General features: G+C 45.2%; 14 protein-coding genes. 6 read left to right on the plus strand and 8 right to left on the minus strand.

What is annotated here, in order from left to right:
• Positions 1–14 precede the first annotated feature (14 nt).
• Positions 15–737: a phosphonate ABC transporter, permease protein PhnE gene (gene phnE / locus ABJF92_RS02425; protein WP_446814258.1), complete on the plus strand. Its 723-nt coding sequence runs from the start codon at positions 15–17 to the stop codon at positions 735–737.
• Between the two features lie 17 nt (positions 738–754).
• On the plus strand, positions 755–1,555 hold the full coding sequence (gene phnE, locus ABJF92_RS02430; protein ID WP_446814259.1) for a phosphonate ABC transporter, permease protein PhnE: 801 nt from the start codon (positions 755–757) through the stop codon (positions 1,553–1,555).
• A gap of 85 nt (positions 1,556–1,640) precedes the next feature.
• On the opposite strand, the gene ABJF92_RS02435 is transcribed toward phnE (ABJF92_RS02430), so the two are convergent.
• The 3 genes from ABJF92_RS02435 to yghU form a co-directional block, all read right to left on the minus strand.
• Positions 1,641–2,720, minus strand: a complete 1,080-nt coding sequence (locus ABJF92_RS02435) for an alkene reductase (protein WP_446814260.1) — start codon at positions 2,718–2,720, stop codon at positions 1,641–1,643.
• 213 nt (positions 2,721–2,933) lie between these two features.
• The gene (locus ABJF92_RS02440; protein WP_446814261.1) at positions 2,934–3,125 is read right to left on the minus strand and encodes a YqaE/Pmp3 family membrane protein; all 192 of its coding nucleotides are present in this window, start codon (positions 3,123–3,125) and stop codon (positions 2,934–2,936) included.
• Between the two features lie 152 nt (positions 3,126–3,277).
• On the minus strand, positions 3,278–4,150 hold the full coding sequence (yghU, locus tag ABJF92_RS02445) for a glutathione-dependent disulfide-bond oxidoreductase (RefSeq protein WP_446814262.1): 873 nt from the start codon (positions 4,148–4,150) through the stop codon (positions 3,278–3,280).
• 190 nt (positions 4,151–4,340) lie between these two features.
• Between yghU and msrA the strand changes: the two genes are divergently transcribed.
• Complete coding sequence (msrA, locus tag ABJF92_RS02450) at positions 4,341–4,967, plus strand: peptide-methionine (S)-S-oxide reductase MsrA (protein ID WP_446814263.1); 627 nt, start codon at positions 4,341–4,343, stop codon at positions 4,965–4,967.
• 66 nt (positions 4,968–5,033) lie between these two features.
• On the opposite strand, the gene ABJF92_RS02455 is transcribed toward msrA, so the two are convergent.
• The 3 genes from ABJF92_RS02455 to ABJF92_RS02465 all read right to left on the minus strand — a co-directional run bounded on the left by ABJF92_RS02455 (position 5,034) and on the right by ABJF92_RS02465 (position 9,242).
• Positions 5,034–5,930, minus strand: a complete 897-nt coding sequence (locus ABJF92_RS02455; protein WP_446814264.1) for a dienelactone hydrolase family protein — start codon at positions 5,928–5,930, stop codon at positions 5,034–5,036.
• A gap of 184 nt (positions 5,931–6,114) precedes the next feature.
• Complete coding sequence (locus ABJF92_RS02460; protein WP_446814265.1) at positions 6,115–7,722, minus strand: NAD(P)/FAD-dependent oxidoreductase; 1,608 nt, start codon at positions 7,720–7,722, stop codon at positions 6,115–6,117.
• 95 nt (positions 7,723–7,817) lie between these two features.
• The gene (locus tag ABJF92_RS02465) at positions 7,818–9,242 is read right to left on the minus strand and encodes an SLC13 family permease (RefSeq protein ID WP_446814266.1); all 1,425 of its coding nucleotides are present in this window, start codon (positions 9,240–9,242) and stop codon (positions 7,818–7,820) included.
• Positions 9,243–9,490: 248 nt separating this feature from the next.
• On the opposite strand from ABJF92_RS02465, the gene ABJF92_RS02470 reads away from it, so the two are divergent.
• Positions 9,491–10,015, plus strand: a complete 525-nt coding sequence (locus tag ABJF92_RS02470) for a redoxin family protein (protein ID WP_446814267.1) — start codon at positions 9,491–9,493, stop codon at positions 10,013–10,015.
• 68 nt (positions 10,016–10,083) lie between these two features.
• On the opposite strand, the gene ABJF92_RS02475 is transcribed toward ABJF92_RS02470, so the two are convergent.
• Positions 10,084–11,319 (minus strand): NAD(P)/FAD-dependent oxidoreductase, encoded by a 1,236-nt coding sequence (locus tag ABJF92_RS02475; protein WP_446814268.1) that lies wholly within the window; start codon positions 11,317–11,319, stop codon positions 10,084–10,086.
• 46 nt (positions 11,320–11,365) lie between these two features.
• The gene (locus tag ABJF92_RS02480) at positions 11,366–12,238 is read right to left on the minus strand and encodes a LysR family transcriptional regulator (protein WP_446814269.1); all 873 of its coding nucleotides are present in this window, start codon (positions 12,236–12,238) and stop codon (positions 11,366–11,368) included.
• Between the two features lie 101 nt (positions 12,239–12,339).
• On the opposite strand from ABJF92_RS02480, the gene ABJF92_RS02485 reads away from it, so the two are divergent.
• Entirely contained in the window at positions 12,340–12,765 is a 426-nt protein-coding gene (locus tag ABJF92_RS02485; RefSeq protein WP_446814270.1) for a VOC family protein, read from the plus strand.
• A 153-nt stretch (positions 12,766–12,918) separates the two neighbouring features.
• Positions 12,919–13,803 (plus strand): diguanylate cyclase domain-containing protein, encoded by an 885-nt coding sequence (locus ABJF92_RS02490; RefSeq protein WP_446814271.1) that lies wholly within the window; start codon positions 12,919–12,921, stop codon positions 13,801–13,803.
• Positions 13,804–13,842 lie beyond the last annotated feature (39 nt).

The following is a 13,842-nucleotide window of genomic DNA, read 5'->3' on the forward strand; positions in this document are numbered from 1 at the left end:
TTCGTGTGGCTTAGTTGATCATTGCGGCTTATCTTGCTTACTCATTCAATGCTATGGGTCTAGAGTGGGAACGAATCCAGCAAGGCTTAGGCCAAGCGAGTGCGTTATTGGATCGCATGTTTCCGCCCAACTTCTCACGCTGGGAATTGCTGTTAAGTGGCCTTGCGGAAAGCTTAGAGATTGCGATTATTGCCAGTATTGCTGGCATAGTATTATCACTCTTTTTTGGGTTGTTTTCTGCTCGTAATTTAATGCCAAACTGGGTAAGCATTCCTATGCGTGGCCTGATCGCTTTATGTCGTACTTTTCATCCCGTTATCATTGCGATTTTGTTTGTTAAGAGTGTCGGATTTGGCGCCCTCGCCGGTATTCTCACATTGGTCGTTGCATCTATTGGCTTTATTGCCAAATTGTTTGCAGAAGCCATTGAAGAAATATCACTTAAGCAAGTGGAAGCAGTACGCGCCACTGGAGCAGGCTTTGTGAGTGTTATTTTATTCTCTGTTATGCCACAAGTATTTGCCCGTTTTATAGGTTTCTCTACCTACCAACTCGACTCCAACTTACGTAATTCCACCATGGTCGGTATTGTTGGTGCCGGTGGACTTGGTGGGACATTATTTTCGGCATTTCAGCGATTTGACTACGATTTTGTCGCAGCGATTCTTATCACCATTATTGCGATCATCATGGTAGGTGAGTTTTTATCTAATATTGTGCGCCGCATATTTAGCTAGGTGTGAAGGAGTCCATTATGCAAACAAATATTAATCACCATTGGCAACGTTTCACACTCAAACAAAAACTCTCTCGCTATAGTGTGTATCTGGTATTAGTTATTGCGCTAGTACAGTCCGTACAAAGCGTCGAAGTTATCCCTGAGTTTTTCTATGACGCGCCAGAGCAGATGGCCGATATGTTCAGTCGTATGTGGCCAATGGAGTGGAGCTATTATCCACTTTCCGTTCATGATGCAATTATTGAAACCTTGAACATCGCCACTATTGGCACCTTGTTAACACTTTTTATTGCGGTGCCTCTGGCTTTGATGAATGCCAGCAACATTACCCGTTCGGTTTGGAGCCAATGGATTGCTCGCTTCTTCTTAGTATCCTCTCGCTCTGTTAACTCATTGGTTTGGGCTCTGCTGTTCGTAGCTATCTTCGGACCAGGAGTCCTCGCAGGAGTACTAGCTATTGCGTTTCGCTCGGTAGGCTTTGTCGGTAAGCTTTTAGCGGAAGCCTTGGAGGAAGTAAATATGGGGTCGGTCGAGGCAATACGCGCTACAGGTGCTTCCCCAACAACCATTTTATTCAAAGGTTATTGGCCTCAGGTGTTACCTGCTTTCTTTAGTATCGTGCTCTTTCGCTGGGATATAAATGTTCGTGAATCTGCGGTACTAGGGCTGGTAGGTGCAGGTGGCATTGGTGTCGTACTCAGTGATTCCATGAACTTATTCCAATGGCAAAGGGTTTCCATTGCATTGTTGGCTATTTTCGTCGTGGTAATTTTAGCTGAGATATTAGTGGTGAATATTCGTAAAAAGCTAATCTAAGTTTAATTTAAACAACGATGTGCAATAAAATACGCCGCTATGAGAAAGCCTCATGGCGGCGTATTATTCTTATCGCGTCAATTACCTAGCTCGCCGACATATACGGGTAATCCGTATAGCCTTTTGCATCGGTTGTGTAGAAAGTCTCTTGGTCTGGCACGTTTAGAGCGTGACCCGCTTTGACTCGTGCTGGAAGGTCTGGATTCGCTAGGAACGCCGTACCAAAAGCCACACTGTCAGCTTGTTGCGCCTGTAGAGTTTGGTTGGCTTCTTCGGCGTTGTAGCCCATGTTCACCATTAAGTGGCCTTGGTAAGCTTCGCGAGCAACACTGATCACCTCTGCTTCTTGAATACCAAAGAAGTCAGCACGCATAACATGCAGATAAGCAAGGTTAAACTGATTCAGGTGAGTTGCAAGGTAGCGAACCCACTCAACAGGGTTGCTGTCTTTCATACTGTTAAAGCTGTTCAAAGGGGATAAACGCAATCCAACGCGACCACTGCCAAACACGTCCGTGACTACTGCCAAAATACGATTCAAGAAACGCGCTCTGTTTTCAAAAGAACCACCGTACTCATCGGTGCGCTGGTTGCTGCTGTCACGTAAAAATTGGTCAATCAAATAGCCGTTCGCACCGTGTACTTCCACCCCATCAAACCCTGCCGCTTTGGCGTTGACCGCACCTTGGCGGAAATCCTCTACAATCTCGTCAATTTCCGCCACAGTAAGCGCATGAGGAACCGTATAAGGCTTTTTACCTTCTGGTGTATGAGTTTCATCATCAATAGCTATAGCACTTGGCGCAACACATGGTTTACCACCATTCAGCAGTGGATGAGCCGCTCTTCCTGCGTGCCATATTTGCAGAAAAATCCGTCCATCCGCTTGATGCACAGCGTCTGTAGTGAGCTTCCAGCCTTCGATTTGGGCTGGGCTATAAATGCCAGGGTCATTGCCAAAGGAAGAGGTGTTTTCGCTGACCATAGTACATTCTGTAATTAACAGGCCTGCACTGGCTCTTTGACCATAATATTCTGCCATCAAAGCGTTAGGCTGGTGGTCTACGGCTCGTCCACGCGTTAAAGGCGCCATGATAAAACGGTTAGGTAATTGTAAGTCCCCTAATGTTGTTGGGGTAAACAAGTTGTTTTCGCTGTTCGACATGAAAAGCTCCTTAATATTCAAATTTTGATACTTAGATCAAAGACTCGGTATATCTTGGGCTGGGCACGAGAAAAACAATGTAAGCACGACGATTTAAAGGCTGAAGAAAGGACTTTCCTTATTGCTTGTGTTTTCTGTGTTTCACACTTGGTTTTAAGCAGACATAAAAAAAGCGATTAAGTTACCTTAATCGCTCTTTTCAAATGTCTCAGGCTATCTTCCGTTTTGGGCGTTACGGATTTTTTCATCTGTCTTATATTGGCTCAATGCATAAACAGACCAAATCGCCGCTGGCACCCATCCGATCAGAGTGATCTGTAAAATCAGACAGAAGATGCCGGCAAACGGTCGGCCTATGGTAAAAAACTGCAGCCAAGGCAAGAGTATTGCTAGTATTAATCTCATCGTGTGTTCCTTATTGAGCTATGAGCTCTCGATATATATCTCAATAGAAAAAAGTGCTGGCGATAATGCGTAGCACTCTTTTAACCTATTGATTAGGCTACCGAAAAATTCAGATAAACACACAGATAAAATTGCTAAATTTTGTGTCTCAACTAACTTTCAGAGTCCGCAAGTGCCTGATCAATATCTGCAGCGCTGTGACGCTCTTCCAAGAAAGCATCCCCCCAGCTACGGTTTACAATGCGACCACGCTGAACGGCTGGACGCTGTTCCATCATTTTCGCCCAACGAACGACATGGGTGTAGCTTGCCACATCTAAGAACTCTGCTGCCTCATATAAGTTACCTAATACAAGGTTGCCATACCAAGGCCAGATAGCAATATCGGCAATGGAGTATTCTTCGCCCGCAAAGTAGGTATTTTCAGCTAAGTGCTTGTCCAATACATCCAATTCGCGTTTCACTTCCATGGCAAAACGATCGATTGGGTATTGCATTTTGAAAGGTGCATAGTGGTAGAAGTGACCAAAACCACCTCCTAGATAAGGGGCTGAACCCATTTGCCAAAATAACCAGTTGCGGCACTCTGTTTTGGCACTGTGAGCCTGGGGAATTAAGGCATCAAATTTTTCAGCTAAGTATTGTAAGATCGAGCCAGATTCAAATACACGGGTTACAGGCGTCGTACTATGATCTAATAAAGCAGGAATTTTTGAGTTCGGGTTAGCTTCCACAAAGCCAGAAGAGAACTGATCGCCGTCACCAATTTTAATCATGAAAGCATCGTATTCTGCTTCATTAAAACCTAGGCTTAATAGCTCCTCAAGCATGATGGTTACTTTTTGACCATTAGGGGTTGCAAGAGAGTAAAGTTGTAACGGGTGTTTGCCTTGAGGCAAGATTTTATCATGGGTTGAGCCAGCTATAGGTCGATTCAAACTCGCCCACTCACCGCCATTTTCCGCTTCCCATTTCCAGACCTTTGGTGGTACGTAATCTTGCTGATTGGTGTTGTCAGTTGCCATGAAAAATACCCTTAAAATAATTTATTTTGTAAGAAAGTTGCGATTAACAACGTCAAAGAACGAATACTTGGTTATTTATCTTATATAGGATTGTCTAAGCCTTTTGCAATATGATGACATTAGATCAAATCGCTCTAAGTAAGAAATAAATAGCTCTTTCGTTCATTTTTCCACGATAAGGCTCATAGATATGAAGATTAAAAAAGTATTGCGCTCCTCCTTGGGTTTTGGCCTGCTTTGTAGTGCCAGCCTGTTTGTGAATACCGCACATGCTGAGACCCAAAGTATCATTGTCGCAGGTGGTTGTTTCTGGTGTGTCGAATCCGACTTCGAAAAAGTACCTGGGGTTCTGAGTGCAGAATCTGGCTACATAGGGGGTTACACCAAAAGCCCAACCTATAGCTCTGTATCGTCAAAAAATACCGGCCATTATGAAGCGGTAGAAATTCTTTTTGATGATAATCAGGTTTCTCTCACCGAGTTGAGCGACTACTTTTGGAAAACCATTGACCCAACCGATCCAATAGGACAATTCTGCGATAAAGGCTCACCGTATAAAACGGCCATGTTTTACCAAGATGATCAACAAAAAGCCGTGTTCGAAGCGTCTCTTGCACAAGTCGAGGCGACTAAGCCTTTCGATGCAGAGGTGGTAACAAAGCTTCTACCTGCCAGCACTTTCTATTCGGCAGAGGAATACCATCAGGATTATTACAAGAAAAACCCTATTCGCTACAACCTATACCGTAGTAGCTGCGGACGTGACAGCAAGATAAAAAATCTATGGGGTGCAGTGGCGAGTAAAGCCTACCACTAGGAATGGTCTCGCTTACCAAGATGAAAGGTAAGTACCATGATGCCAGCCATCATGGTACTTCTTCAGTTAAGCTAAATGCTTATTGAAGAACTCAACCGTGCGATCCCAAGACAGTTCAGCTTGGTCTTCCACATAACGAGCGGTAGAGTCGTTATGGAAACCATGGTTCGCGCCTTTATAGATATAAGCCGTATAGTCCGCTTTAATTGCTTTTAAGGTCGCTTCGTAGTTTGGCCAAGTGGCATTGACTCGCTTATCCAATTCACCAAATTGCAACAGCAGTGGCGCTTTAATATTTGGAATAAACTCCGCTTTTGCAGGTGTACCGTAATAAGGCACAGCCGCGTCGATAAGTTCAGGGACTCGTGCTGCCAGCATGTTGCTCACATACCCACCAAAACAGAAGCCAACAACCCCTAATTTACCGTTACTTAATTCATGGTTTTTCAGGAATTTCGCGGCGTTAATGAAGTCTGTTTCCACTTTCACTTTATCTAGGCTTGCTTGCATGGCACGACCTTCATCATCGTTACCAGGGTATCCGCCAAGAGTGTGAAGAATATCTGGAGCGAAAGCCACGAAGCCAGCTTTCGCTGCACGGCGCGCCACATCTTTAATGTATGGGTTCAAACCACGGTTTTCATGAACAACAAGCACAACCGGCTTTTTCTCTGCGCCACCTTTGGGCACGACAAGGTAACCGCGACCGCCCCCTAATCCATCTGGAGAAGGAAATTCAGCGTAGCTGGCCGTAATATCTGAATCATTAAATGAAACCTGTTCAGCGAGTGCGTAATTAGGAATTAGACCACCTGCCACTGCAGCAGAGGTTAGGCCAATGGCCGCTAATCGAGTCAAAAACGTACGTCGGTCAATATCGCCATGGGCGTATTCATCGTACCAATCGAAGGCTTCTTGGGGAATGGTTGATGCAGACTCTGTGTTCAAACGCTGAATTGACATGTGCTTATCTCCCGTTAAATGATGGACCTTGTGCTTTACGAAAAACGTAATAGCTTGGATCATCATATTAAAAAAAAGTTCAGCAAGGATAATTCTAACGCGTAAATTTACGTTAATTTACTTTCGCAGAGATGTGAAAAAATGCTGCTAGCACGCGCCTCATAGCGTCGTGCTAGCAGGGACATTAAGCGTTGGCGTTGATACTCAATGCCATAGCTTCAGCGATTTTAATACCATCAATAGCGGCTGACATAATACCTCCAGCATAGCCTGCACCCTCTCCTGCTGGAAAAAGGCCTTTGGTATTAATACTTTGCAGGTTTTGACTGTCACGCTTGATATTGATCGGTGCTGAGGTGCGAGTTTCCACACCAGTCAGTAGAGCATCCTCAAAAGCAAAACCACGAATTTTCTTGTTAAATTCAGGAATCGCCTCTCGGATGGCTTCTATACAAAAGTCAGGTAATGCGTCAGAAAGATCCGTTAACTTGATACCCGGTTTAAAGGAAGGTTCCACACTACCAAGCTCTGCGGGTGTTTCACCACGTAAAAAGCCCCCCACCGTTTGCGCTGGCGCATCATAATTACTACCGCCCATCACATACGCATGGCTTTCCAGTTTGCGCTGAAATTCGATGCCAGCCAACGGTCCACCCGGATAATCGGAAGGGTCAATACCCACCACAATGGCACTGTTTGCGTTGCGCTCATTTCGGGAATATTGACTCATACCATTGGTCACTACACGGTTTTCTTCTGACGTGGCCGCTACAACAGTACCGCCAGGACACATACAGAAGCTGTAAACTGAACGGCCATTTTTACAATGATGTACAAGTTTATAATCCGCCGCCCCTAGAATTTCATTCCCCGCATTCGGACCAAAACGCGCTTGGTCAATCACAGATTGTTCATGCTCGATTCGAAAGCCCACCGAGAAAGGTTTTGCCTCAATATACACACCTTTGTTGTACAGCATTTCAAAGGTATCACGAGCACTATGGCCAATCGCCAACGCGATATGGTTGGATACGATGCGTTCACCATCCGCCAAGGTAACACCCGTAATCTGCCCATCTTCAATGTGTAGGTCATCTACTCGAGCACTAAAGCGTATTTCGCCCCCTAGCGCTAAGATCTCGGCACGCATTTTCTCAACCATGGCCACCAGCTTGAAAGTACCGATGTGTGGCTTACTAACATAAAGAATTTCTTCTGGTGCGCCCGCCGCAACAAACTCTTCTAATACTTTGCGACCGTATTGCTTGGGGTCTTTTACCTGACTGTATAGCTTACCGTCCGAAAACGTCCCAGCACCTCCTTCACCAAACTGTACATTCGATTCTGTATTAAGAATTTTTTTGCGCCAGAAACCAAAGGTATCTTTAGTACGTTCACGAACTTCCTTGCCCCGTTCTAGAACAATAGGTTTGTAACCCATCTGGGCTAACACCAAAGCCGCTAATAGCCCACAAGGACCAAAACCGATCACTACTGGCCGCTCTGTTAGAGTAACAGGTGCTTGCGCTACAGGGTGGTAGTTTAAATCTGGTGTTTTCTTAATTTGCTGATGATCTGTGAATTTCTCTAATAACGCCTCTTCCATGCTAGTTTCTACATCCAATGTGTAAATCAGCATAATTTTGCTCTTCTTACGAGCATCATAGCCACGTCGGAAAACCGTAAAGTCCACCAATTGCTCAGCGCTTATATCAAGCTGGCTTAAAACCGCTTGCTGTAACGCTTGGTCATCATGGTCGAGAGGAAGTTGTAGATTAGAAATTCGTATCATAAGAGTCTTTATTTTCGCTAGGACGGAGAAAAGTTAATGGCGTGCATAATACGCTATTTTTCCCGAAATATCTGCTGGCTAAATACGCCTATTGGCTAATACATCGCCAATGTTTTCCACCAAATAAAATCCAATGGCAGCAATATCAAAGACGTTAGTACAAACATCAGTAAACACACTTTACTGACCGCACTAATGGACAAACGACCTAAGGCAATTGCGGTAATCAAAGGCGGTGCTTGATAAGGCAAAAGTACATTTGAAAAAGCCAACACCTGACTCATGATGACTGTATATGTCGACAACCCAGTAATGTCTGCAAGATGCTCAGCCATAGGTGTCATCACCGCAGGCACACCCGCCAAATTCGTCACTACTGCGACACAAGTGGAAAGCAGCGTCAGTAGGGTTAAGTTGGTTAGTGAACTGTCCTCCACAAAGGGAATCACCGCTGTCATACTGTCTACCAGCACCTTACCCAAGCCAGAATAGGCAATAATGGCGCTTAACCCTATGATGCCTGCTGCGAAAAATAAAGTAGTGTATTGAATGTCTTTATCCAGACAGTTTTTCGACGTTAGACCACTGCTCGGCCATAGACATACTAACGCTGCCATCAACCCGACCCAACCCGCTGATATGTGGTGCCAAGCATCGGTAAACCAAAGCGCTAAACAACCACCCAGTACAATAAACAAACGTCTCTCTGCTTCAGAATAAGGCTGCTTCGTGGATGCCTCATCACTCTTTTCAACTGGGTCTTTATCTGGGAATAGCCAGAGAATAACGCCAATTAACAAAGCCAATTTCGCCAAACCAAGTATTGGAAAATGCAGGAGTAAATACCCTCCATAGGAGGCAGGCATACTGTATAAAGCTTCTGCCATACCAGATAACAACATGTTTGGGGCATTTGCTGGCAAAATGGAAAATGCCGGAAGAAAGGTTCCAAATGCCGCTGCGAGCAACATACCTTGGCGGCCTTTGGAGCCTTGCTCATAGCCAAAGTGATCCGCAAGAGACGCAATAATGGGGACAATCAACACAATTCGCCCAATACCAGATGGGATAACAAAGGCCAGCAGCATGGCAAACAAGGCAATTTTGATAATAGTGCCCCGATAACTTTGCCCTAGCACCATACGTAATAGGCGCGTTGCACGACTGTTTAATCCAGTGTGGCTGATCGCCGCACCAAACACCATGCCACTGAACAGTAACCAAAAGGTGGAAGATTGGAAGCCCGAGAAAATCACCTCGGGGGGAGCGAGTTTGGCCACCATCGCAAACGCCAACAATCCCAATGCAGGCCAATAAGCTGGAATTAAAGAGGTCGCCCAGAACAGAATACAGATAAACAATAGGCCCGCGCTCAATGATTGAGGCAAGGTTAGGTAAAAGCTCAGCCCCCAGCTCAATAAAGTTGTCAGTAAAAATACAGCCAATATTTTCATGGTGTGCATTAGCGGTTTGTCTTGCGAATCTGTCGCCGCAATAGGCTGACCTGAGTCCTTAGCCAAGAATTCACTCCTTATTTTTCACGTTGATACGGTGTTCTGAGCTCGCTATTTTGCCATGCTAATCACCACAAACCTATCCAGTCTCATTCGCTCGCTTAGAGAAATACCAAAAGATATTCAGTATCTGTCATTTCATGCATAAAAAGACGTAACAAGCTATGCTAACATCTGCTTTGAAAGGGTGTGGATTTTACTATCTTCACCTTAAGCTTCATTTTTCATTTACTATTTTGCAGAAAGGAAATGCCATGATTACTACCGTGCCTAACGTTGTATTTAAAACTCGCGTTCGCAATGAAGAACTAGGTGGACCAAACCCATTCGAATGGAAAGATGTTTCCTCTGATGACCTTTTCAAAGGTAAGAACGTAGTCGTTTTCTCTTTGCCAGGCGCTTTCACGCCAACTTGCTCCACTTCTCACTTGCCTCGTTACGAAGCGCTATACAGTGAATTTAAAGCACAGGGCGTAGACGCCGTTATCTGTGTGTCAGTAAACGATGCATTTGTTATGTACCAGTGGGGCAAGAGCCAAAACGCCGAAAACGTTTTCTTACTACCAGATGGTAACGGCGATTTCACTCGTCAAATGGGCATGCTAGTTAAGAAAGAAAATCTAGGTTTCGGCATGCGCAGCTGGCGTTATGCTATGCACGTTGAGAACGGCACCATCAAGAAAATGTTCTCTGAAGCTGGCTACCAAGACGATGCTCCAGCCGATCCTTTTGAAGTATCTGATGCAGACACTATGCTGAACTACCTAAAAGCACGCTAATCCAGCGATTGCTAACCGGTATTTCATTAGCAGACCCACTTTATGGTGGGTCTGCTTTTTTATGCCTACTATAAAAAGGCTCGTTTGGGAGAAAGCGCCTTTAATAAAGCATCGTCTTTGCCTGCCATCGCTTCCGTCAGCAAGGCTGCTGTTGTCGGACCTAAGGTAAAACCCTGATGACCATGACCAAAATGGAACCACATGCCTTTATGACGCGGAGCCTCTCCTACCATAGGCAACATATCTGGCATACAAGGGCGAGAACCAAACCACTGAGGCTCACTGATTCTTTCCTCTAATGCCAACATATCACTCAGAGCATTCACCCCATAATCTAACTGGCGAGTGTCAATTGGGGCATCCAATGACACTAAAGACGCGCCTGTTGTCACTCTAATCCCCTGTTTCATGGGAGCTGCTAGCACACCATTTTCTGCATCGAGAAAAGGTCTTTTTAACATATTCGGAGATGGATAATGTCCATGATAGCCGCGCTTATAAATCATCGGGATGGTATAGCCAAAACGTTTTAATAGCTCTGGTGACCAAGGCCCGAGAGCCACCACCGCTTGCTCAGCCTGAACCTCACCCGACATAGTATTAACGCTCCAACCATTAGGCTGTGGCTGCAAAGAGTCAGCGTCACCTGTAAAGATTTCCCCACCACGCGCTACAAACAACTGACTGTAGGCTTGCGTTAATTCACCCGGGGAAGCACAGGTCCAGCTTTGGGTGAAGTGCACTACGCCCGCTGGTGTTTGTAATAATGCAGGCTCTTCCGCTTGGTAGTCTTTGCCCGCTAAGACTCTTGATGTCACACCGTATTGACGAGCAAATCTCTGGGCACGCTGCGCCGCTTCATCAAACGCTTTTTCTTCTCTAAAAAGTAACGCATAACCATCCTGCTGGATGAGATGTTGGCAATTAGACGCTTCAATAAGCGGCTGATGATCCACAGTGCTTCTTGAGGTGAGCTGCGCATAAAGTGACGAAGTGGCTTGATGTCGACTGACTGAAGAGTGACGAAAATACGACCACAAAGCGGGCGCCATTTTTAGTACCCCAGGAACCGTCCAAGTAACATGATTGGTCAAGCCAAACATGAAGTTAGCCAGTGTCGGGAAATCACGGGGCAAAGCATAAGGCTCCGCCGCTTCGGCCTGTATAATACCCGCATTGCCATAGCTGGTTTCTTGACCAGGAGGCTGCTTATCCACTAAGGCAACCTTATGACCTTGAGCCTGTAAAGCCAACGCAGTGCTAACCCCTACCATTCCAGCACCCAACACAATAAAATCAGTCACAACCTCTCCCTATTTTCCCATCAAAATGTGACGTGAGAAAACTCAACTAAACACCTTGAGTCGCTTTTTGTAGCACGATTAGCATGTCTTGAATTAACCGATTCCCAAGCGCTTGTTTTTTATAAACAACACCGATTTCCCTCTCGAACCCCAGTTCGCCTAAAGGGATCTCTTGGATATTCGGCCCCCAATCGAGGTATTCATCTGTTTGCGGCACCATACCAATGCCCACTCCCAGCTCCACCAGCTTTACCAAGGCGCTGATTTCATCCACTTCACACTTTTCATTCACGTTAATTTGAACACGCTGGAGCCAGCGATCCACCTGTCGACCACCAAAAGAAGTGCGGTCATAACGAATAAATGGCAGATCGATTAAAGCGGTTTGCCAGTCTTTCACCGCAAACGTTTTCGGCGCAATTAATCGAAAAGGCTGTCGGATGAGAGGGCGCCAAGCAAGGTCTGGCAACAGATTAAAGGTCGGTAAAATAATGATGGCTAAATCCAATTCCCCCGCATCGACCTTATCGAAAAGATCCATAGACACTCCGGGCAACACCCGTGAATGACAATTTATATGTTGCTGATGAAAACTCGCTAAGGCGCTGGGTAAAATACAACGCTGAATCGTCGTAATCGCCCCCATAGTCAGCATTTGCTTGCTATCTTCCAAGCGACTACTGGTACCTAGCTGATGATACCGTTCAATGATTTCCTTAGCTTGATCCAGCACTCCAAGCCCAGTTTGGTTAAGTTGGGCGGTTCTGCCAACTCGCTCGAAAAGCTGCAAACCAAGCTCTTGCTCAAGCCTTTGTATTTGTGCACTGACCGCTGCTTGAGTTAAACCAATCTTATTCCCTGCTGCCGCAAACGTACCTTCACTTGCTACCGCCAATAGGGTTTTCAACTCTTTAATCATAAAAATAATCTATCAATTAAAACAATATACATTGATATTATTGTTGTTAGTTGCCGATTACAATCTTTCTATTCCCACAAGAAAAAAGACAGAGGCACTTAATGAGCGTACAACCCTTTCACCTAGCCATTCCTGTATACGATGTCCCACTGGCGCGCGCGTTTTACCGTGATGTATTTGCTTTAGAAGAAGGCCGTAGTTCAGAAACTTGGGTCGACTTTAACTTCTTTGGTCATCAATTAGTCATTCATCATCATCCAAAAACGCCTGGCCAAGAGCAAGCATCGACTAACCCAGTAGATGGTCATGATGTACCTGTGCCGCACTTTGGTGTTGTGCTGACTTGGACACAATGGGAAAACCTAGCGGAGCGTTTAAAAGCTCATGGTACAGAATTTGTAATCGAGCCTTACATTCGATTTAAAGGACAAGTTGGCGAGCAAGCTACAATGTTTTTGTTAGATCCTTGTGGTAACGCATTAGAGTTCAAAGCCTTTAAAGACATGGGCCAGTTGTTTGCAAAATAGGTTTCTATAGGCTCACAGTTAGAACCAAATGACAAAAAGACAAGCCTAAGTAAGAAAATTGTAAATGGCTATTTTTTTAGGCTTGTCTGTTTTCTAACCAGACATTTAGGTTTATAGTGTTGCCTTAGCTTTTCGCAAATAGTCAGGTTAGCAATGATGGAATATAACTTCGAGCAGTTCGTGGATGAGCTCGATGCCGCCCAAAAAACCCATTTTACTTGGACTCATAGTGTTCTGAGGTGCGCTGTCTTGCACTCTCTTCCAGGAGAGGACGTTCTACTTGAAGATACCCACCTTAGGTGTAGCTTTGGTCGCTTTTTGATCGAGCAAGAAGCCCTGTTTGTTGCCATTGACGAAGACAAAACTTACGACCTAATTCATCAGCATCAAACCATGCACGATGCTATTCGCAAGATTTTCCAGTGCATTTGTTCAGGTGCCCCAGGCAAAGAAGAAGACCTAGATGAATTCGAAAAAGCCCAACAAGGTTTGTTAGACCATTTAGCCTACTTTAAAACTCAAGCCTTATATTGCACCACCCCTACCGACGCACTGACCAAGCTTCCCTTACGCCAACGTTTAGATCTCGACTTTAAAGCACGTTCTTCAAGCTTACCGCCGGATAAAACTTTGGTGGTGATGTTGGTAGATGTGGATAGATTTAAATGGGTCAACGATCAATACGGACACAATATTGGCGATCAATTGCTGCAACATTTAATTTCGATCATTACCCCTATGCTGCGAGCGAACGATAAAATTTACCGCTATGGTGGTGAAGAGTTTGTCATCCTCATGCACCCAGAGCATGAAAACGACAATTGCTTAAATGCCGCGGAACGTATTCGAGAAATAGTTGCCCTAGCGCCTATTACCATCGCTAATGGTATCTCCGTTCCTCTGACGATCACCATAGGTTGCGCTAAGGTCTTGCCGGACGAAACTCTGAAGTCGGCTATTGATCGAGCGGACAAAGCCATGTACCAAGGCAAAGTTAGCGGTCGCAATTGCTGCATCGAAGCACCGATCCCCCACTAATAGAATCGTTGAGGGACTCGGGTTAGTTTGCCTTTAAAT

Source organism: Marinomonas sp., assembly GCF_039940335.1.
Lineage (GTDB): Bacteria > Pseudomonadota > Gammaproteobacteria > Pseudomonadales > Marinomonadaceae > Marinomonas.

What these genes read in the sequence shown, in the direction of transcription:
- phnE (WP_446814259.1), top strand. Translation starts at nt 755, where the DNA reads ATGCAAACAAATATTAATCACCATTGGCAACGTTTCACACTCAAACAA.
- ABJF92_RS02435 (WP_446814260.1), bottom strand. Translation starts at nt 2,720, where the DNA reads ATGTCGAACAGCGAAAACAACTTGTTTACCCCAACAACATTAGGGGAC.
- ABJF92_RS02440 (WP_446814261.1), bottom strand. Translation starts at nt 3,125, where the DNA reads ATGAGATTAATACTAGCAATACTCTTGCCTTGGCTGCAGTTTTTTACC.
- yghU (WP_446814262.1), bottom strand. Translation starts at nt 4,150, where the DNA reads ATGGCAACTGACAACACCAATCAGCAAGATTACGTACCACCAAAGGTC.
- msrA (WP_446814263.1), top strand. Translation starts at nt 4,341, where the DNA reads ATGAAGATTAAAAAAGTATTGCGCTCCTCCTTGGGTTTTGGCCTGCTT.
- ABJF92_RS02455 (WP_446814264.1), bottom strand. Translation starts at nt 5,930, where the DNA reads ATGTCAATTCAGCGTTTGAACACAGAGTCTGCATCAACCATTCCCCAA.
- ABJF92_RS02460 (WP_446814265.1), bottom strand. Translation starts at nt 7,722, where the DNA reads ATGATACGAATTTCTAATCTACAACTTCCTCTCGACCATGATGACCAA.
- ABJF92_RS02470 (WP_446814267.1), top strand. Translation starts at nt 9,491, where the DNA reads ATGATTACTACCGTGCCTAACGTTGTATTTAAAACTCGCGTTCGCAAT.
- ABJF92_RS02480 (WP_446814269.1), bottom strand. Translation starts at nt 12,238, where the DNA reads ATGATTAAAGAGTTGAAAACCCTATTGGCGGTAGCAAGTGAAGGTACG.
- ABJF92_RS02485 (WP_446814270.1), top strand. Translation starts at nt 12,340, where the DNA reads ATGAGCGTACAACCCTTTCACCTAGCCATTCCTGTATACGATGTCCCA.
- ABJF92_RS02490 (WP_446814271.1), top strand. Translation starts at nt 12,919, where the DNA reads ATGATGGAATATAACTTCGAGCAGTTCGTGGATGAGCTCGATGCCGCC.